Origin of the sequence: Nitrospira sp. MA-1, from assembly GCA_032139905.1 — a bacterium.
In the GTDB taxonomy this organism is placed as follows: Bacteria; Nitrospirota; Nitrospiria; order Nitrospirales; family UBA8639; genus Nitrospira_E.
Window position 1 is genome coordinate 118,351 of the sequence record JAQJDB010000002.1, and the last position, 17,726, is coordinate 136,076.

Consider the following 17,726-nt stretch of genomic DNA (forward strand, 5'->3'; position numbering starts at 1 on the left):
AATCGTAACCGTTCAAAGGTCTACAACCAGGTGAAGGCCTGCCCCCACCCTTCCTTGGCATGTGCGGTCACCTCAGCGATGATTTCGGCCGGAACGGCTTTTGGGTCACCCACCTCCATCTGATTATAATGAAACGCATAAATATGAGCGGCAAAATGCTCGAAGGTTAATGACGATTCTCCCGGAATTTCCCAATGACCGACCACAGACGGTTCAACCCCTCTCCCCCAATTTTGACGGCCCTCATTATTCGGATTGAAGAAATAGACGCGAACCTTCCCTTCTTCATCCTCGGCAACACGCTGGATGGAGACGGCGTGATAACCTAAAAAGACCCCATGCACATTGGTAATAAGGAGACCAACTGGATTCGGATACACCAAATCATGCCCCCCGTCGTATAAAGGATGATGGGTGGCATAAAATAACCGTAAAAATTCCTCATACCCGGAGACCGTCTGGTTAACCATAGTAATTGAAGCCAGACTGGTCGCCACCCACCGACCATACAAAGCCGGGTTCACCCATTTGTGTGGATCTTCACCCCGCAACGCCGCACGCCTCATCTTTTCATCGTAGATACGATCCAGATGCGGTACCAGAATGCGTGATACCGGATCGAGCTTCAAATCAAATTTTCCTTCCGCGACTCCTCCCCCGATTTCTCCGGATAAGATCCTCTGCCCCTCAAAAAGAAATTCAACAGTGTCGTCCCGAGCCGCGCTGGTCAATAATTGGAGCAAATACCCAGGATCATGGAGACTCCAGAGACTCAGGGCACGGGCGCCCTGACAGGTCGGGTTGTTTCCCTGGCCGACTCCCAACGGCTGCCCTAACATGGCAATCGCCCCACCCACAATGGCAGCATTGGCCGTAATCCCAGTCCCGCGGGGCAGATGTTTCTTGGTGACTTGTTGAGCAGTAGAACACAAATCAAGATTAAGCAATTTAGTCAGACCATCAGCGACCTCTGGTCGTGCAAGAAGCATCCGCTCTAACATCTGTTGAAACCCATAGATGATCCAACTCGTAGCAGGATGAATGGTCAGGCGCATTAACTCAAAGACCTTTTCCCGATACTGTTCCATGTGGGCCTGGCCTACCTCGGTCAAATCCAAGGCAATCGCCAGGATTCCCGTTTCGTCATTCTTGAGGACATGCTGGAGGAACGCGACATGGTATTCGCTGGATAGACCGGTCAGCGTCAACAATTTCCCCACCACCTTGGCCTCATTCTCAATCTCATGTGTGGTGGCTTTGGCCAAAAGATTGCGATAATTCGTGGGAGAGCCCGCTTTCTGGGCCAGTGGTGTGGGAGCGCCCGTGGCCTTGAGGTACCGGTCCAGTCTAGCAGCCAGTTTGGGGTCTGGATCCCCCTGAATGTTTTTGGCTTGCTCAATCATTTTTAATGTGAGGCTTACATCAATAGGACGCTGAGCCACTCGCGCATCAATATCATCAAGAACATGTTCCAGCAACCCTTCCGAGGAAACCTCTTGCTCAATCATGGCTAATATTCTGCGGGCTCGTGCATAGACCTTCGGACGCAGACGGGACTCCTCGGTCTCACTGCCGTACAGCAAATCAAGATTGAGCCCCATAACCGTCTGTAAAAATGCTTGAGCAAGTTGCGCAGAAAATTTCGGGTGTTGCGAGTCGCCGGCTGCAATGGATAAAACCCGAAGCTCGCTCAGCATTTCTAATGACGAATACTGCCCTTCGGCACGGAGCCCCCCACCCACCAACTCGGCTAGAAGCCGGTCAGGATGTTCCCAGGGTCCGGCATGAAAGACCCCTGCGGAATCAAAACGATGGGCCTGTCCTCTTACGATTTGCAGACCTTCGTCGCTTTCAAACAAATCCGTGGCACGACGAATAACCTCTGGCTGATACTTGGCCTTGGCAAATGGTTCCGCCTGCTCCAAAGCCTCAAGGGCCTGAAGTAACGCTTGTTCTTGACGGGCAGTGGCGTCCATTAATTCAGGCTGAAAAGAGCCTTGGGGGGAATCACTCATAGAAATCATACTCCTCATAACGTTGGACGAGCTCACGCAGGGCTTCCGGATCTTCTCCCGCCAGAAAGACGGTGCCATAATGATTACCGAAACCCACACGCTCTGCCACTTTGGCGGTGACAGGTTCAAACATGGTATGCCGGTCCATATAGGGATGGGCTTCCAATTCTTTTGGAAATTGTAGTTGATGGACGCTGGCTTTTCGAGGATACACCATTAAATTAGCTGCAAAAACTTTATGGTCTTTTTCTTTTGGGAAAAACCGGTCCAATTCTGTTTTGGAGGTATTGGGATCAGAGCATAACAATAAAGCTGCATATGGATTAAAGCCATGGGCACGCTGAATGAGTTCAAAAATATGGCCGCCGGGTACACGGGCCGCCACCTCCCCAAAATGCAACTCCCCCTCCGGATCCAAAAAATATTCCGGATGAATCATACCATTAACGATGCCAAATGCCTTCATAAGTTTTTCAATCGCCTTACGAATCTTTGTCCGGTGTTTGCTGAGCTTCGGCGTTTCCGGCACGATCTGGGAATAGCCCAGATGCACGTACTCGGTAATATTCATAAATTCGATTTTTCCCTTATGGATAAAGGCTTCGACCGAAAATTCCTGACCGGCCAAATGGCTCTCGGCCAGACAAGGAAAGGCATCGTCGGGAAGGGAGATGATGTCTTGTCGACTTCGAACAAACACATGGCCCACACTCCCAGCCGCGGAGAGAGGTTTCAGATGAACCGGTTCCGGCGCTTCCTCTTGCAAGCGAAGTCTAGCCTCATTGATGTCATCAAAAAACGCGAGTGCTTCTTCCCGTGAGCGAATTTCTTCAAAAACCCCGACACGAATGCCGTTCATTTGCGCATTGCGCTTCATCATGGCCTTGTCGCGGAACAGCAGAGCCCGTTGAAAGGCACGTGGATCTTTAAGCAGACGGGTGTTGAGGGACCCGGCCCATTCTACCGTTTCTTCATACAGCGGAACAGCATGACTCACCCCCCGCTCCACCAACTTTTCATAGAGTCGGTCGGAATTCTGATTGTGCACATAAAAGTCCCAGGTCACCACATCCACCCCATCCTCTTTTAATGCGATATCAAAACCCTCCGGTACCACCGCGACGAAGGGGATGTTGTGTTCCTTTGCTGCTTCCATCGTTTCCAAGCTATAGCCGAGCAGAGCCACTGGGGCCCTCTTTCCTATCCGGGCTTTCTTGACCACTGGGGCTTTCTTTTCCATGTCAAATCTCCTTAAGTGGGGGACATATCGAATAAACTCCTCCATGCTGTCGCTGCTAGCAGACAAATGGAGAACCCATCAGCAATGATAATTCGCTCGTTTGGGAGGAAGGACGTGTTAGAACAGATATTGGTACAGCTCAAAACCCTCTTCATGGTAGGGCTTCAACCAACCGCCGCCCCACTCTAAGACTTCGTCACGAGTGGACGCAATACATTCAAAACCGAAACGGCGATAGGAGCGCGTGGCCCAAAAGGCCTTGGGATGGGCAATTAACACCATGCCACGTTTTCCCTCGCGCCGGGCCACATCGCGGACGTAATTGAGTAATTGAGGCCCAAACCCTTTGCCGGTCTGGTGATCATAGACATAGATGTACCCAATATAAAACATGTCTCCGACTGACTGGGTAGATACGATGCCGACCGGCGCATTCCCTTCTCGCCCGATATAAAACTGCCGCCGAGCAAACTCCCGTTCCCCCCAGGATTCATCCACCTCATGCTGTGCCATATCCTTCTCATGAAGAAAGGGTCGATACCAGTCAGCAGAAGATCTGAGGATATTGGCAGCAATAACCATCTCATGACGTTTGGCCGGCTGAATATCCAGCCGCCGATGAATAATTCTCCTACCGGTTCTTCGATGTAGACGTTCCCCTATTTCCGTTTGATTCTGCATCATAAAGATTGATCCTTTGTTTAAATTTGTGCCACGGACTCATGCTCCTAAAGAGCCGAGCCCTAGGATTCTTGCCTATTTCTTATAATTTCTTATAATTGTTTTCAGAGGGAAAATTGGTGTGAGCATCCCCTTATTCACACCGACATTTCACATTGCGTAAGATTTTGAAAATTTCTTACGAAAACTAATGAAGTCTTCATTCCATTTTCGTAAGGTATGAGGGCGCATGGGAAATTACGGCACACCGTATTCACATTGCCTCAACTCATGGTAATCAAGCGCAACCAGTCAAATGGTCTTGGCTCGATCACCGAATTGAATTAAAACCAGTACACCTCACAGAGACATTCAAACCATTCATTTGTAAGGTATGTCTTATGGTCATCCCCAAAATTCATCTATCCATACCTCTTAATACCTACTAACACTTCGCAAGACCTGTTCCAGCAGTTAAATGGTTGATATTTGAAAATTTATTGAATTTTGGGACTGCAATGTCCCTACAATTGGGACACACTTGACTCATTTGCATATTATGAGACAACATTGTCTCAATGCCGGATTCAACTTCTATAGTCATTATGGGTTCCCCGGAGCTGGAACAGGCTTTGAATCGTGAAGGCCTTGGGGTTGTACGGTTGGAAACCCCGGAAAATGTGAAGACCCTGTCGATTGGTTCACAGACCCGCCTGGTTATACTCGACGGTCAACATCTTGGAGACTCCCGGATGTTTGAGATGATGAAGACCATACAAGAACACAGACCCTATCTTGATGTGCTGGTATTTAAGCCGGGCGCCGATGCCGGCTATGTTCATTCTGTCTTGAAAAACGGCGCAGCGGATGTGATTTACGAGGATTCACATGAAAAACTTCATCAAGCCATAGAGGCCATTCAGAACAATCAAAAGTTTTCTCCCGATACCCCGGATTTGCGTGATACACGCAAAAGGGTGGGAAGCTTTGAAGGCATTCTCAGCCGTAACGGAGCCATGTGGGATATTTTTGAAACCATTACCCGCACCGCGAGTTCGGACGCCACAGTGTTAATTGTGGGGGAAACCGGAACGGGTAAAGATTTACTGGCTCGGGCGATTCACCGTCAGTCCGGGCGAACCGGACGATTTGTGGCCGTCAATTGCAGCACGATCAGTCCAGAAATTATTGAATCGGAATTGTTCGGCCATGAACGCGGGGCTTTCACCGGAGCCCATCAACAAAAGCAGGGATTATTTCGGTATGCCGATGGCGGCACCATCCTTCTGGATGAGATTGGGGATATGCCGGTTCAAACTCAACTCAGTCTTTTACGGGTATTGCAGGAACAGACGGTGAGGCCGGTTGGGTCTCATCATGAAGTACCCATTGATGCGCGTGTCATTGCCGCGACCAACGCCTCGTTAGCCAACGCCGTTCAAACCGGCTCCTTTCGCGAAGATCTCTTCTACCGGCTTGACGTCATTCGCTTAGAAGTGCCGCCTTTACGAGAGCGACCGGAGGATATCCTCTATATGTTCGGGCATTTTCTGAAACGCGTCTGTGCCGACTATGGAATGGACTGTCCGGAATTGCACCAATCCTTCATGGATCTGCTCTTAGAGCAGACCTGGCCAGGCAATGTCCGACAATTGGAAAACCTCACGCAACGTCTGGTCTTAAAAGGCCACAACCGTGAATTGACCGGGGAAGATCTGGCTGAGGTGTTGTATTCACAGGATATTCCTGGGTCTTCTTCAGCTCCGACCGCTCTTGAAACAGAAAGCGTGAACCAACCCCTCCAAAGCCAGGGTGATCACACTCCGTCCCTCAATCCGGCCCTCACGCTGGCGGCCTACCTTGAGCCACACCTCGCCACCCTGGAGAAAGAGTATTTGGAAACCGTGCTGTCCAAAAATAGCGGTCGCATTGCCGAGTCAGCCAATCAGGCCGGCATGAGTCGCCGAACGCTCCTGCGCAAGCTCAATGCCTACCACATCGACAAACAAAATTTTCGAAATAAGAATTCAGAATTAAAAGATTGAAGGGAGGAGGCCACCGGGGCTCAAGGGTTGATATACCGCTCCCGGAGATAGCTCAATAAATCTTTCACATGGTCACGAGTTCCTACGGCCATTCGGAGAAGATCCTGGGTTTCATATAGGTGGCCATGGCGGTGAACCCGTTCCCGCAAAAAATTCAGAATGGTCGCGAAATCCCCCTCTTCGATACGGTGCTCCAAATCCGGGAAGCCTTCCCGTAAGACAGCAAAGAGCGAAGCCGCGTAAAGATTTCCCAATGTGTAACTCGGAAAATACCCAAAAGCCCCACCCGCCCAGTGGGCATCCTGCAACACACCTTCCGCATCATCCTTTGGTCGCACTCCCAGGTACTGCTCACTCAATTTGGCCCATTCAGCCGGAACATCTTCAACCGTGATGCGTCGCTCCAACAGAGCGAGCTCCATTTCAAACCGCAGAATGATATGCAGGTTGTAGGAAACTTCCTCCGCAAAAATCCGAATGCTTCCAGACTTCACCCGATTGGAAGCGAGGAAAACCAATTCCGGATCAAACGCCTGGCCAGGAAAATGTCGGTCGAACACCGGCCGCAGCCACCGGTAGAACCCACGGGATCGTCCAATCATGTTTTCCCACAGGCGGGATTGTGATTCATGCATGCCGGTTGACGTAGCCGCATACACGGCTGATCCACCCTGTCCCTCCTGGATACCCTGCTCGTACAGCGCATGCCCCAGTTCATGCATCGTCGCCGCCAATCCACTGAGCAGATCCCGTTCATGAACATGCGTGGCAATACGCACATCCCCGCTGCCCACCCGGCATGAAAATGGATGCTCCGCCTCGTGCAACGCACCTCGTGTCGTGTCGTATCCCACCGCCTTAATGACATCCTGATGCATCGCCAATTGTTTGGCCTGATCGAATTGGCCGTTGAAGTCAACCGACCCTTTCCTGGCCAGGGCCTGTTGCCGGATATCGGTCAGGCCTTGTTGCAGGGCCCCGAACATCCGGCGTAACTCCTCGACTGTCGTGCCGGGGTCATAGTCTTCAAGAAGGACATCATAAGGATGACGGTTGGGATCAATGGCTTGGGCTCGCTCGAGTGCCAAATCCACATTCGTCTGAAGGCTCTCTGCAAACAAAAGATAATTTTTTTCTTTTTTCGCTTCTCCCCAAGCGGCGACACCACTGGCACCGGCCTTCGCGATCCTGCTGGCGAGTTTCGACGGCACACAAGTCGCCCGGCCGTAGGTGCGGCGCATATTACGAACTGCGGCTTGTTGCTCCGGAGTCAAATCAGGTAGGGCGGCAACCGCCTCAATCAGTTCACCCAGTCGAGGTGAGGTGGCTTGTTCGTGATACAACCGTCCGATCAATTCACTTTGTTGAGCACGGCCCCTTGCCGACCCCGAGGGCATGGTCACTTGCTGATCCCAACCCAATAGCCCTCCAATGCCTGCCAGGGTATCCAGTTCGGCAATCTGCTGAGACAGTTCATCCCATACTGATGTGGTCATATACCCTTCCCTTCCCTACACTAGACGGTTGGTTTGGAGTTGCGGGGGGATTTCCTCAGAGGACCGGAAACCGTTCCGGTAAGTTCTCCCTCAACGATTGTGAAACGCCTTTGCGAGATTCTCGCCGGCTTGCTTGAGAACCTGGCTCGTTTTAGCAAAAGCAAAACGGACGAGGTGCTGTCCCAGATCTGTCGCCTGATAGTAAAAGGCGCCACCGGGAACCACCGCCACCTTCGCCTCCGTAATCAACCGCCTGGCAAACGATTGGGAATCACCCTGGTGTCTCCATGGCCCGTAACCGGCTAACAGGTAATAAGCCCCTTGAGGCGCATAGGGCTCAAATCCACTGTCAGTCAGCATCTGCATGGTGAGATCCCGACGCCGCAGGAATCTCGCGCGTAGGTCGGTGTAATAGCTCTCGGGTAAGGCCAGAGCCGTGACCGCCGCGTATTGAAAGGGCGTCGGCGCACAAATCGTGAGGTAATCATGGACGGTCCGGATCGCCGTCGTCACATCCTTGGAGGCCAAGACATAGCCAAGACGCCATCCGGTTGCCGCGTAAATTTTGGACAAGCCCCCGGTGATAACCAGGCCTTTCCAGTCGGGCGCCAGAGTGGCCGGGGCAATATGCCGATAAGGTTCGTAGTAGAGATGATCGTAGATTTCATCCGTCACCACATAGATCCCATGTTGGTCGGCCAAAGCCAGAATGGCGTTCAGTTCTTCCCGCGTAAAAACATGGCCTGATGGGTTATGGGGAGTATTCAGGATAATAGCTCTGGTGCGTGGACTGATGGCTGCTCGCAGTTCATCCAGCGGTAAGGCGTAATCAGGTGGGCGGAGGGTCACAAACCGTGGCGTCCCGCTCGCAAAATACACAGCCGGAACGTAATTTTCGTGGGCGGGTTCGATGATGATGACTTCATCCCCAACCTCGACTAACGCCAGCATCGCCGCCACGATCGCTTCCGTCACCCCACAGGTAATGGTGATCTCTGTCTCAGGGTCAAAGGTAAGACCATGACGTTCATGGACATGTCTGGCAATGGCTTCGCGCAACTCTGCCAATCCCCAGGTCACGGAATATTGATTGAGATCATGGGCAATGGCATCAATCGCGGCTTGTTTCACCACAGGCGCAGTGGGAAAGTCCGGACGGCCTTGAGCCAGGTTAATGGCTTCATGCTCCATGGCAATTCGCATATTTTCGCGAATTTGCGATGGTCCGATCCGGTCCAGTCTGGAGGGAGGGGAAAAGGTCATGGGTGTATTCGTATCACCAAACAATGGCATGGCTTACCTTCATATTAAGAAATGGATACATACACAGGCAGAGCCGGCGATTTCATTTGCCGGCCAGGCATGAATAAAACAGCATGGTAAAAATTGTGGGACTCGTCAGAATAGGAGATCTCATGGAAGTTCTTCAACTTCCAAAGGAAAACAGCCAGGAAAGCATATGTGGCGGATAACGAAAGAATGAGAGTCGGAGGCTATTAAATATATCAAATATTTGGGCTTTTCATCGGCCTATGTGTGACAAAGACTTCGCAAAGGAAATTGAGGGAGTGCTCAAAAAGGGACGTTCTGTCCTGGTGCTTCTCGAAGGGAAGGCCGCAGCCGTTTGGGCGAGCGGAGCGTACGGAAGAGTACGTGAGCACGACCAAGCGGCGAGAACGCCGCTGGCGGCCTTTTTCAACACTCCCATTAGGGAAGGGGAGAGTCCAGTGTGAGCAGCTCCCGCAACTGGTCTAATAGCATCTGTTTGCCTTCCCCTGTGTAGGCCGATAGGAACAGCGGATCTTCCTCCATGCCCAACCCCTCACGTAATCCCCGAAGCGCCGCCTGGCGATTTCCCCTCGTAACCTTATCGGCCTTGGTGGCCACCACCATCACGGGAATCCTCAATCCCATCAACCACTCGACCATGGCCCGATCTGATTCCTGCACCCGGCGGGAATCCACCAGCACCACGACACCCTGTAGGTTCTGGCGTTTACTGAGATAGGCTTCAATCAAAGGCCCCCAAAGCTCTCGAATCCGTTCAGGCACTTTGGCAAATCCGTATCCGGGAAGATCGACTAGCATGAAACGAGGGCCGTTCGTCGCAATCTCAAAAAAATTGATCGTTTGCGTTTTGCCTGGAGTCTTGCCGACCTTGGCCAATCCTTTGTGGTTGACCAGACAATTGATGGCCGATGATTTCCCCACATTGGACCGGCCAACGATCGCCACTTCCGGAAGCGTCGGTTTCAGGAATTGCTCAACCGTCCCGCAACTCGCCTTGAATTCAGCAGAAAATATTTTAAACGCTCCCACGATCAGTTCCTCTTTTTCATTAATAGACGAACAGAGAAGTTGACGACCATCCTGCATGAGTCATCATGAGGCCACGGAGCCATCTTATCTTAGGAGGCCAACGTTTCCCTATACCATTCATTAAACAACCGGCTGCTTGCTGAAAGCGTGGCTTCTTCATCCCGAATCCACCTGGCAACCAATCCCAACGCACACAACGTATCGGCAACCGGCTTGATTGTCGGCAAGCCAACGGCCCTCGCCACCTCGCTTGGGTTCACCGGTTTGCTCGAATTGATCACATAGGCCAGGACCTCATGTTCGAGGGGTTCCCGCAGTTGATTCACACAGTCCTGAAAAAATGAAGAAAGCGATTGTTTGACATCATTAACCACCTGTTCAGATCGACCATGGTTTCCTTCACGTAATATTTCAGCCTGGAAGACCTTGAAGATATAAGGATGAGTCCCTGCATAGGTGAGGACGGTGGCGTGCTGTTCTATGGAAAGATCCGGACTGAATAGCTGCTGGGCCTCTTTTTCCAAAAACACTGCCAACGGAATAGACTTCAGTGTGTGTGGTAAATCGCCTCCTCTCACCACCTCCCGCCATGCTCGTCCTCCCGCAAAGACCGTGGATCCTCCAGGCAAAAGGTCAATGTCTGAAAGCGAACGAACCTTCCCTTCAACCAGCAGGTCACAGTTATCAAGGAGAAGAACGGTTTCAGGATTTGGGGGACGGGAATGGAATCGTTTCCAATCAGCCTCGTCGGCGACATCAACATACACCGCTGAAGGCCCGGTGGACTTGGAAGATGGCGTTCTATGATTCAATTGCCAGGCGAGGTGAAGCAACAAAGAGGTTTTCCCTAACTTTGGCCCCCCAACAAGGCTTAAAGATTCCCCTCGTTCCAGCCGCCGCAACATATTGCGGACGAATCCCTCACGGCCCTTGAACGCTCCAGGCCGAAAAACCGGCGCCGCCGGATCTGGTGAAGAGAGCTGATCAGGAATGGTGGACATAACAGGGAGTGTAGAAGCTCACTCCAAGGTTGGCAACGAAAAGCTCATGATATTTTCGACATGTTCGAGGACAAAATTTCATCAACTGAAATGATTGGCCTATACGAGTGTTGCCGGGTTTCGGCCCATAGCTGTTAAGCTAAGGGGACAGAAAACTTTCAACTAGCGCTGGCCTGGCGCTTTTTTTGTGCTATATTACCGATAGCATTATATAGGCTATCGGTTTAACCAGGAGGTCCTCATGACGCGAGAAGAACGCACCCTGCAACGCATTAAGACTCAGCTGATTGACCTCGGCCCCGTCCTGCCGGGGAGCCTGAGCACCCAATGGAATGTCTGCGGCACGACCGGGTGTCAGTGTAAAGACCCTCAGGAGCCGAAGAAGCATGGGCCTTACCATCAATTGAGCTTCACCTTGGCCGGCAAGAGTTCCACCCTGTTTATTCCCAAGAAGGATCTGGCGGAGGTCCGGCGGCGGCTCAAACGGTATCAGCGTTTGAAAACGTTGACGACCGACTGGGTCCAGGCTGAGGTCGCGCTGGCTCGCTGCCAGGGCTTCGGGAGCCGAGCATGAGGGCCGCCCTGTTCGGGGTTTTGGAGGGGTTTAAAAAAAACGCCTCAATAGGCTGGCTAAGGAAACGGGGTTCGCTCAACGCCAAGGCGTGCTGCAGCCGTATGACTTCCTGGTGCTGATGACCCTAGGACAATTCGGGATGAAGCATCCCTCGCTGGGGGGGATGGTGGGGGCTCTGAAAGCCCGCATGAGTCGGGAAGCCCTGCATCAGCGGTTTACGGCCTCTGCCGCTCAGTTTCTCAAGCGCTGCTTGCACACGATCTTGCACCAGAAGTTCCAGGGGGCGGGTATACGCACGATGTTGCTGCGGCCTTTCGGCCGCGTGTTGTTGGTTGATAGTTCGAGTTGGGATGTCAGCCCAAAGCTGCAGAAGGTCTGGCCTGGGGCTGGCGGTAATGCCTCCCCAGCTAATTGCAAGATCCAAGTAGCCTATGACTACAAGCAGGGAGAACTGATCTTCCTGGAGACCACCGCTGGGACGGTGCCGGATAATCGCTACACGGATCGGCTGCCCGCTCTCCTCAACCGGCAGGATCTCGTGCTTATGGACCAAGGCTATTTCAAGCTGCGCACCCTGAACGCCATCATGACCCGCGACGCGTATTTTTTAACCCGGTTCATGGTGGGCACCACGGTCGAAGTGGCCCAGACCGGCGCGCGCCTCGAGCTTGACCGCTTCTTGACCCAGGGGCCCGTCCTGACCCGGGAGATCCAGGTGCGCCTGGGCCAGGGGCCTCAGCAAACCCCTGCCTGCCGCCTCGTGTGCTTGCGCGTGAGTCCCCAGATAGCCCGGCAACGGCGGCGGCGCGTCAAGGCTCACGCCCAGCAACAAGGCCGGACCGCTCGGACCTCGACTCTGACGTGGTGTGACTGGACGCTTTTCATCACGAATGTGCCTGAAGCCTGGTTGCCCCTCGATCTAGTGCGAGCCTTGTATAGCCTGCGCTGGCAGATCGAGTTGGTGTTCAAACAATTCAAATCGATTCTTCAGGTGCACCACTCGACGACCGGCAATGAACATCGAGTGCGCTGTGAACTCTATGGCAAATGGATTGCGGCGGTATTGGTCCATCGTATTCATACGTGGGCCAACCAAGCGCGGTGGCTGACCGCGGGACAAGAGATCAGCCTCGAGAAGTTGTACAAGCGACTCCAGGAGCGAGCCTTTCAGCTCGCACAGCAGTTGATCATCTCGTTCAGCCAAGGGAGGACCCACCTCATTCGTGAACTCGAGCCGTTACTCCGGCACTGTACCAAACAGTCCCAACGATCCCGAATGACGACCTTAGAGATGCTGGAAGCCCGAGTCGACCCCAAATTGTCTCCCAGCAAGGGCCCGGCTTAGCTTAACAGCTATGGGTTTCGGCCCGGCAGCCGAGCTTTTGCCTGGCGCGTCCCATAGGGCGGAACCTTTGTTGTGGAGCAAAAGTACCAAACAACGGTCACGCTCTCCGAGACGCACCATCGAAATAAACGCCCTCCCTGGCCAGATCGGATAGGGCGGACGCCAGTCTTAGGAGGCAGCCCAACTCGCGGAGCCTGTCCTGAGTTTTGTCGAAGGGCTCGGACAAGGCCTGCCGAATATTGAGAGCGTCCGCACCAGAGGCCAGGGAGCAGGCGTCAGGGAAAAGGAAGTGTAGAGTCGCAATTATTGGATTATTCTCCCTCGCCATTGTCGGGGATATAGAAAAGCCAAAAAGCAGGGATTTTGTTTATTTCGAATAAAAGCTATCATCAGGTATGAAATAGAGGTCAAGGCATACCCGATTTTTTTAAAGCTTTTATGTAACAGGGCTTTTTGAAATTTATGGGGTCGTTGAATAAATTCTGCCAGCTACAAACTCCATGGAACTTGTGGCGCCTTGCGAATCAAATAGCATCCTCCATGGCAAATGAAGATCTTCTTTCCCGTGGAAAAGACTTTGAACAAAAACTCCAAGAAGCTCTCGTCGCTTCTACATTCGCCCTGGTGTTTCAGGAACATATATCGCCTGTTCAGATACGAATGGCAAAGGTGCACGAGAAGCTTCTAGACTTTGAACTTATTTCTCAGGAAAATTCGGCTTTCCAATTTGAATTAACCACAGCGTATCCGCCAGATTATAAAATTAGAGAGGAGTATAAAAATGGGAGACGCCCCTCCTTTCCTATGCAAGCAATGGCTGGAACCCCGATGAATCCAGATTGGATTGCTCCGGTGATCTGCAAGAAAACTGAGAAAGCTCGGAGAATTGATGGATTCAATGGCCACCTCCTTGTATACGTGAACATTCATGGTGGTGGGCCAGTTGGACGAGGGTTGGAAGAACTCATGGACCTTATTTCCGACTCTGAAACTATTTGGCAGTCTATATGGTTGATCCGGGGCATTCCCGATTTAGTTTCTACTGGCACGGTTTTACTGTGTAATTCTTTTGGTCTTGGTTGTGAGGAGCGGGAATGGTTGCATATTAAAGAAAAAAATAATGGATTGAAACGGCTGGTCGACGAATAACAATGAAGTAGTTGTTCTGAAAATGAAAGAATTAAAAATCAAGATGAAGCCGTCCCATCCGGGCGCGTTCATTAAGTCGGAAGTTATAGACGAACTCGGTTTAAGTGTGACAAAAGCAGCCGAAGTTTTGGGTGTGCTCCGCGCCACTCTGTCGGATTTAATGAATGAAAAAGCCGCGCTTTCCGCGGAAATGGCCCTACAAGTAGAAAAGGCTTTTCAACTCAACAAGGATATGTTGTTGCGAATGCAAGCATGGCATGACTCCGCCGAAATGCGAAAGCAGGCCGGGAAAATTAAGATTTCTCCGTAAGTGCCTGCATAAAATTAATGGATAACCTTTCAAAAATTCATCAATGGCGCAAAACCATTGAAAGCCAATGTGTGGTTCCTCATTTTTGTACTCCGGAATGGGTTTCAGAAAAACAGGTATTTGAATATTCAACTGTCTCTGTTGAAGTGGTCGCTTACCTGAAGGCAGTTAGGGCTGTTCAAAGCCTCAAATCACTAAGACTTCTCCAAGCAAACGGACTGATTATAGATTTCTATACGATAGGACGTGGTATTTTAATGGTTCCTCCAAAATATCCAGACCCTTATCGCCTTAATAATTACTTTGACGCGTGTGCATTCAATCCAGGCGACCAATTAGAGTTTTCTGCCTCTGAAAAATTGTTTAGACTTTATGAAAGGGATGGGTTACCAATAATCTTAATGTCTAAATCCGTAAAAAATGAGATTGCCCATAAAAATACTCCCTCATGGGTAAAATCACTAGCTAGTAGGCAACTATATAGTAGGAATTTTTCACTAACAGACGATGAACTCCTAGTTAAGGAGGAAATTCTCAAAGTCTTAACTGGTAATGGAAAACGGGAAAAACATGAAAAAGACACTGAGCACATCTTGAGGGCTAAAAAAGAAGGTGGAGTTTATTTTATTACAGTTGATAGGGGCATCCTGAGAAAGGCAAGGGATTTAAGAAATATCTGTGGGATTGTGGTTCTTTTGCCTAGTGAGTTTTTGGAATTACTGGACGAGTGGAAGATCTATACGAAGCAGGCTGAAGGTTCATAGCAGAAAGATAGGTTTAGCAAAGTAACCACTTGGGCATAAAAAGAGCCTGGCGGGTTCCAGGGCTTCCAACGTTTTTAACTGCCCCCTCATTTCCATTCTTTTTCTGCTTTCCTTTATTCACCGAATTTTGTAGGGTTTCCAACCTTGTATTTACCCCAAAGGCCCGATACAGAAACCTTTTTAGGGTAAACCATTATGACAATGAACATTAAATGTTTATTCGACGATAAATGCCAGGCTGATGCTTCCCCAAAGTATAATTGGTCCATAAATAGGGAAGATGGAAATCCTGAATTTTGGAGACATTGGGAGTGTGATGGAAATCCAAAACATATATTTCATGCTCCTGTTCCTCTAAACGACCCTAAAGTCCCATGTGATTGCAAACCATCAAAATAGGCCACTCTCAGGCACATTAAAAGTTGAATTTCCCCTGATACCAAAAATTTCGTTTCTGGATGCCAAACTTACTACACGCAAAAGACCCCCCAACGGTCCTAAGTTCTTAGCCCTGAGCAATTCCTTTTCCTTTCCTGCTTCCCTTTATTCAAAAAATTCTGTAGCGTTTGGGGCAAAGGTTGTTTCCGACCTGCTCAAGAAATTCAAACATGGGGTTGTCCTTGAATCCCATACATTGGGTATGGTCAGAATTGGGAGGAAGAAAAATGGAATGGCTTTCAAAATTAAAAAATAAGTTATCTAGAAATAAATCACCCCAATTTCAGCCCAAAGGTCCACCAGACAATAAGTTTCTTGGGACTTTCATGGTTGTTCAATTTATTGAATCCCCAAGATTTGGGTTAGAAGAAGCGCAATACAAGGAATTCACCGCCGAATTACCTAATGAATTAAAAGACTGTACCCAAGCATGGATTTTGTTTTATTTATCCTGGATTTTTAAGCTTTTAATTTCTTCAAAATATGGGGAAGTGTTCACCAGGCAGTTTGTGGCACAGGCAGTAGAACTATTTCAAAAGGCGGAAAACTTACAACCGGGCCTAGAAGGTTTATCCAACACATTCAGTTTCTGGATGAGCAATTTAGATGATTCAACTTCACATGTTGGAAAAAAGTTTGAAGGACTGGAAATTCCATTAGAGGTTTTTGCAGCATGGACCTTTTTGTTTTTAGATGAAGGGAGTCCATATTATAAAAAAACTGATACCAATAGGATTGAGTTTGAGGTAGCTAAGGCTCTTATCCTCGCCAAAGAAGCAGTGGTTAATCGCCTTCAAAAGGCCGTTGATTTTGGTGGTCCAGTAGAAGAAGCAAATGTTTAATCATCAATGGAAAATCCTCTGATAGCAGAACTTGATGACATGGTGATTCACAGTTTGGCATATATGGCGAAACAATTTAATTGTGAGCAAGTTTTTCGTTAAATAATTCGGCATTTTGAGAATTTGGAAACTACTCATAAATTCCCATGATGGTGAACAAGATAAACATTGGCTTTACGTAAGTTATATTATCACTCAAAGAAAAATGCTCATTATTTCCTTTTCACATAAATGGATTAGGCTTCTAGGGAAATAATTAAGTACAACAAGGAGACTTACATGGGTACCGACACCGTCAATTCACGTTTCCATCTCACGCCAGAAGGATGGATTGAGGGAGGATGGGCCGCTAACCAGCAGATTACAGATCCGGCTCCTCCGCCCAACGATTGTATTGAGACATGGGAAGAAAAGGAGCAATCCCATGATTACTATTCATCAGGGTTGTCGCGAGACTGGAAACTGATTTGGGCCTCGCAGGATTATTCAGAAGAAGAAAGAAAAAAATTTCGGGCTAAGGCTAAGGAAAATGCCAGCCCATTAAACCAGCTTTCTTGGAAGTTTCCTTTATGATCGGTTTCTTTATTTTCCACATTGACGATTATCCGACTTAAGTGATTCCAAATAATTTCCCAAGCATTCCTGTCTTGTAGTCAAGCCAATATAGGCTACCTTGTCATATGGAATTCCCTGTCGTCTTCATTTCTCCCCCTTGTCTGACGCCTGCCGCCCGGGCCTAGAGACGAACGCTCCCAGCAACTGGCGGGCCCTGTTTGAGCACAGCGAGTTGGCCCGCCCTCCCGAGACCTTCGTTCGTCTCATCTTATGAGACCGGACGGGGCGTCCCTGGTTTTGGCTACTTTTGCCGAAACAAAAGTGGCTCGGCTGCCGGGCCGAAACCTGGCACTTGCGGTTTTTCGCTCCTAAACAAAGTGGAAGTTTATTGGAGTGACTAGAATATGGGGAAATCGTGCCGATGTCATTGCCCAAGTCCCACGAATGCTGGGCAAGCCAACACATTTCCTAGGAGCGAGACTCTTTCATGGCTCTGTCGATTTCGCGGCCGGCTTCTCGCTTTTTGATGGTCTCCCGCCGGTCGTAGTTTTTCTTCCCACGCCCTAGGGCGATTTCCAACTTCACCCGCCCCCTGTCATTAAAATAGAGCCGAAGCGGGACGAGGGTGAGTCCCTTCTGTTGAACTTTTTCGGCCAAACGCTCAATCTCTTTTTTATGCAATAGCAGGGTTCGTGCGCGCAACGTCTCGTGATTCATTTGATTGCCGTGGCTGTAGGTGCCGATATGGCAATTATGCAGGATGGCTTTTCCATTGATGATGGCGGCGTAGCTCTCCTTCAAATTCAGGCGGCCCTCCCGTAAGGCTTTGACTTCGGTCCCGACCAGGACGATGCCGGCTTCGAGCTTTTCTTCTATCATGTAGTCATAGAAGGCCTTCCTGTTGGTACTGAGGACTTTGCTGGAGGGGTCTGTTTTTTGTTTGGCCATGGGTAATTATATCTTGAAGTATGGG

16 protein-coding genes are annotated in these 17,726 nt (G+C 50.0%); 8 read left to right on the forward strand and 8 right to left on the reverse strand.

Annotated elements, in window-relative coordinates; genetic code table 11:
- Nucleotides 1–20: 20 nt before the first annotated feature.
- From PJI16_01360 to PJI16_01370, 3 genes are all read right to left on the reverse strand, one after another.
- Entirely contained in the window at nucleotides 21–2,015 is a 1,995-nt protein-coding gene (locus tag PJI16_01360; protein MDT3776206.1) for a hypothetical protein, read from the reverse strand.
- Complete coding sequence (locus PJI16_01365; GenBank protein ID MDT3776207.1) at nucleotides 2,008–3,255, reverse strand: ATP-grasp domain-containing protein; 1,248 nt, start codon at nucleotides 3,253–3,255, stop codon at nucleotides 2,008–2,010. The genes PJI16_01360 and PJI16_01365 overlap by 8 nt, the downstream gene beginning before the upstream one ends.
- A gap of 117 nt (nucleotides 3,256–3,372) precedes the next feature.
- Nucleotides 3,373–3,939, reverse strand: coding sequence for a GNAT family N-acetyltransferase (locus tag PJI16_01370; protein MDT3776208.1), 567 nt, complete (start codon nucleotides 3,937–3,939; stop codon nucleotides 3,373–3,375).
- Between the two features lie 554 nt (nucleotides 3,940–4,493).
- On the opposite strand from PJI16_01370, the gene PJI16_01375 reads away from it, so the two are divergent.
- Nucleotides 4,494–5,960, forward strand: coding sequence for a sigma-54 dependent transcriptional regulator (locus tag PJI16_01375; GenBank protein ID MDT3776209.1), 1,467 nt, complete (start codon nucleotides 4,494–4,496; stop codon nucleotides 5,958–5,960).
- A gap of 20 nt (nucleotides 5,961–5,980) precedes the next feature.
- On the opposite strand, the gene PJI16_01380 is transcribed toward PJI16_01375, so the two are convergent.
- From PJI16_01380 to PJI16_01395, 4 genes are all read right to left on the reverse strand, one after another.
- On the reverse strand, nucleotides 5,981–7,456 hold the full coding sequence (locus PJI16_01380; protein MDT3776210.1) for a carboxypeptidase M32: 1,476 nt from the start codon (nucleotides 7,454–7,456) through the stop codon (nucleotides 5,981–5,983).
- A 90-nt stretch (nucleotides 7,457–7,546) separates the two neighbouring features.
- Nucleotides 7,547–8,749 carry a pyridoxal phosphate-dependent aminotransferase gene (locus PJI16_01385; protein MDT3776211.1) on the reverse strand — a complete coding sequence of 401 codons (1,203 nt, stop codon included), beginning with the start codon at nucleotides 8,747–8,749 and terminating at the stop codon, nucleotides 7,547–7,549.
- Nucleotides 8,750–9,163: 414 nt separating this feature from the next.
- Nucleotides 9,164–9,832, reverse strand: coding sequence for a ribosome biogenesis GTP-binding protein YihA/YsxC (gene yihA / locus PJI16_01390; GenBank protein ID MDT3776212.1), 669 nt, complete (start codon nucleotides 9,830–9,832; stop codon nucleotides 9,164–9,166).
- 32 nt (nucleotides 9,833–9,864) lie between these two features.
- Nucleotides 9,865–10,776 carry a hypothetical protein gene (locus PJI16_01395; GenBank protein MDT3776213.1) on the reverse strand — a complete coding sequence of 304 codons (912 nt, stop codon included), beginning with the start codon at nucleotides 10,774–10,776 and terminating at the stop codon, nucleotides 9,865–9,867.
- A 241-nt stretch (nucleotides 10,777–11,017) separates the two neighbouring features.
- On the opposite strand from PJI16_01395, the gene PJI16_01400 reads away from it, so the two are divergent.
- From PJI16_01400 to PJI16_01430, 7 genes are all read left to right on the forward strand, one after another.
- Nucleotides 11,018–11,350: a hypothetical protein gene (locus tag PJI16_01400; GenBank protein MDT3776214.1), complete on the forward strand. Its 333-nt coding sequence runs from the start codon at nucleotides 11,018–11,020 to the stop codon at nucleotides 11,348–11,350.
- An 88-nt stretch (nucleotides 11,351–11,438) separates the two neighbouring features.
- Nucleotides 11,439–12,695: an IS4 family transposase gene (locus PJI16_01405; protein MDT3776215.1), complete on the forward strand. Its 1,257-nt coding sequence runs from the start codon at nucleotides 11,439–11,441 to the stop codon at nucleotides 12,693–12,695.
- A gap of 540 nt (nucleotides 12,696–13,235) precedes the next feature.
- On the forward strand, nucleotides 13,236–13,844 hold the full coding sequence (locus PJI16_01410) for a hypothetical protein (protein ID MDT3776216.1): 609 nt from the start codon (nucleotides 13,236–13,238) through the stop codon (nucleotides 13,842–13,844).
- A gap of 22 nt (nucleotides 13,845–13,866) precedes the next feature.
- The gene (locus tag PJI16_01415) at nucleotides 13,867–14,154 is read left to right on the forward strand and encodes a HigA family addiction module antitoxin (GenBank protein MDT3776217.1); all 288 of its coding nucleotides are present in this window, start codon (nucleotides 13,867–13,869) and stop codon (nucleotides 14,152–14,154) included.
- A 17-nt stretch (nucleotides 14,155–14,171) separates the two neighbouring features.
- A complete protein-coding gene (locus PJI16_01420; GenBank protein ID MDT3776218.1) occupies nucleotides 14,172–14,918 on the forward strand; it encodes a hypothetical protein in 747 nt (248 codons plus the stop codon).
- A gap of 665 nt (nucleotides 14,919–15,583) precedes the next feature.
- Complete coding sequence (locus PJI16_01425) at nucleotides 15,584–16,198, forward strand: hypothetical protein (GenBank protein ID MDT3776219.1); 615 nt, start codon at nucleotides 15,584–15,586, stop codon at nucleotides 16,196–16,198.
- A 279-nt stretch (nucleotides 16,199–16,477) separates the two neighbouring features.
- Entirely contained in the window at nucleotides 16,478–16,771 is a 294-nt protein-coding gene (locus tag PJI16_01430; GenBank protein ID MDT3776220.1) for a hypothetical protein, read from the forward strand.
- Nucleotides 16,772–17,221: 450 nt separating this feature from the next.
- On the opposite strand, the gene smpB is transcribed toward PJI16_01430, so the two are convergent.
- Nucleotides 17,222–17,701 (reverse strand): SsrA-binding protein SmpB, encoded by a 480-nt coding sequence (smpB, locus tag PJI16_01435; protein ID MDT3776221.1) that lies wholly within the window; start codon nucleotides 17,699–17,701, stop codon nucleotides 17,222–17,224.
- Nucleotides 17,702–17,726: the final 25 nt, after the last annotated feature.

What these genes read in the sequence shown, in the direction of transcription:
- PJI16_01360 (MDT3776206.1), bottom strand. Translation starts at nt 2,015, where the DNA reads ATGAGTGATTCCCCCCAAGGCTCTTTTCAGCCTGAATTAATGGACGCC.
- PJI16_01365 (MDT3776207.1), bottom strand. Translation starts at nt 3,255, where the DNA reads ATGGAAAAGAAAGCCCCAGTGGTCAAGAAAGCCCGGATAGGAAAGAGG.
- PJI16_01370 (MDT3776208.1), bottom strand. Translation starts at nt 3,939, where the DNA reads ATGATGCAGAATCAAACGGAAATAGGGGAACGTCTACATCGAAGAACC.
- PJI16_01375 (MDT3776209.1), top strand. Translation starts at nt 4,494, where the DNA reads ATGCCGGATTCAACTTCTATAGTCATTATGGGTTCCCCGGAGCTGGAA.
- PJI16_01380 (MDT3776210.1), bottom strand. Translation starts at nt 7,456, where the DNA reads ATGACCACATCAGTATGGGATGAACTGTCTCAGCAGATTGCCGAACTG.
- PJI16_01385 (MDT3776211.1), bottom strand. Translation starts at nt 8,749, where the DNA reads ATGCCATTGTTTGGTGATACGAATACACCCATGACCTTTTCCCCTCCC.
- yihA (MDT3776212.1), bottom strand. Translation starts at nt 9,832, where the DNA reads ATGCAGGATGGTCGTCAACTTCTCTGTTCGTCTATTAATGAAAAAGAG.
- PJI16_01395 (MDT3776213.1), bottom strand. Translation starts at nt 10,776, where the DNA reads ATGTCCACCATTCCTGATCAGCTCTCTTCACCAGATCCGGCGGCGCCG.
- PJI16_01400 (MDT3776214.1), top strand. Translation starts at nt 11,018, where the DNA reads ATGACGCGAGAAGAACGCACCCTGCAACGCATTAAGACTCAGCTGATT.
- PJI16_01410 (MDT3776216.1), top strand. Translation starts at nt 13,236, where the DNA reads ATGGCAAATGAAGATCTTCTTTCCCGTGGAAAAGACTTTGAACAAAAA.
- PJI16_01415 (MDT3776217.1), top strand. Translation starts at nt 13,867, where the DNA reads ATGAAAGAATTAAAAATCAAGATGAAGCCGTCCCATCCGGGCGCGTTC.
- PJI16_01420 (MDT3776218.1), top strand. Translation starts at nt 14,172, where the DNA reads ATGGATAACCTTTCAAAAATTCATCAATGGCGCAAAACCATTGAAAGC.
- PJI16_01425 (MDT3776219.1), top strand. Translation starts at nt 15,584, where the DNA reads ATGGAATGGCTTTCAAAATTAAAAAATAAGTTATCTAGAAATAAATCA.
- PJI16_01430 (MDT3776220.1), top strand. Translation starts at nt 16,478, where the DNA reads ATGGGTACCGACACCGTCAATTCACGTTTCCATCTCACGCCAGAAGGA.
- smpB (MDT3776221.1), bottom strand. Translation starts at nt 17,701, where the DNA reads ATGGCCAAACAAAAAACAGACCCCTCCAGCAAAGTCCTCAGTACCAAC.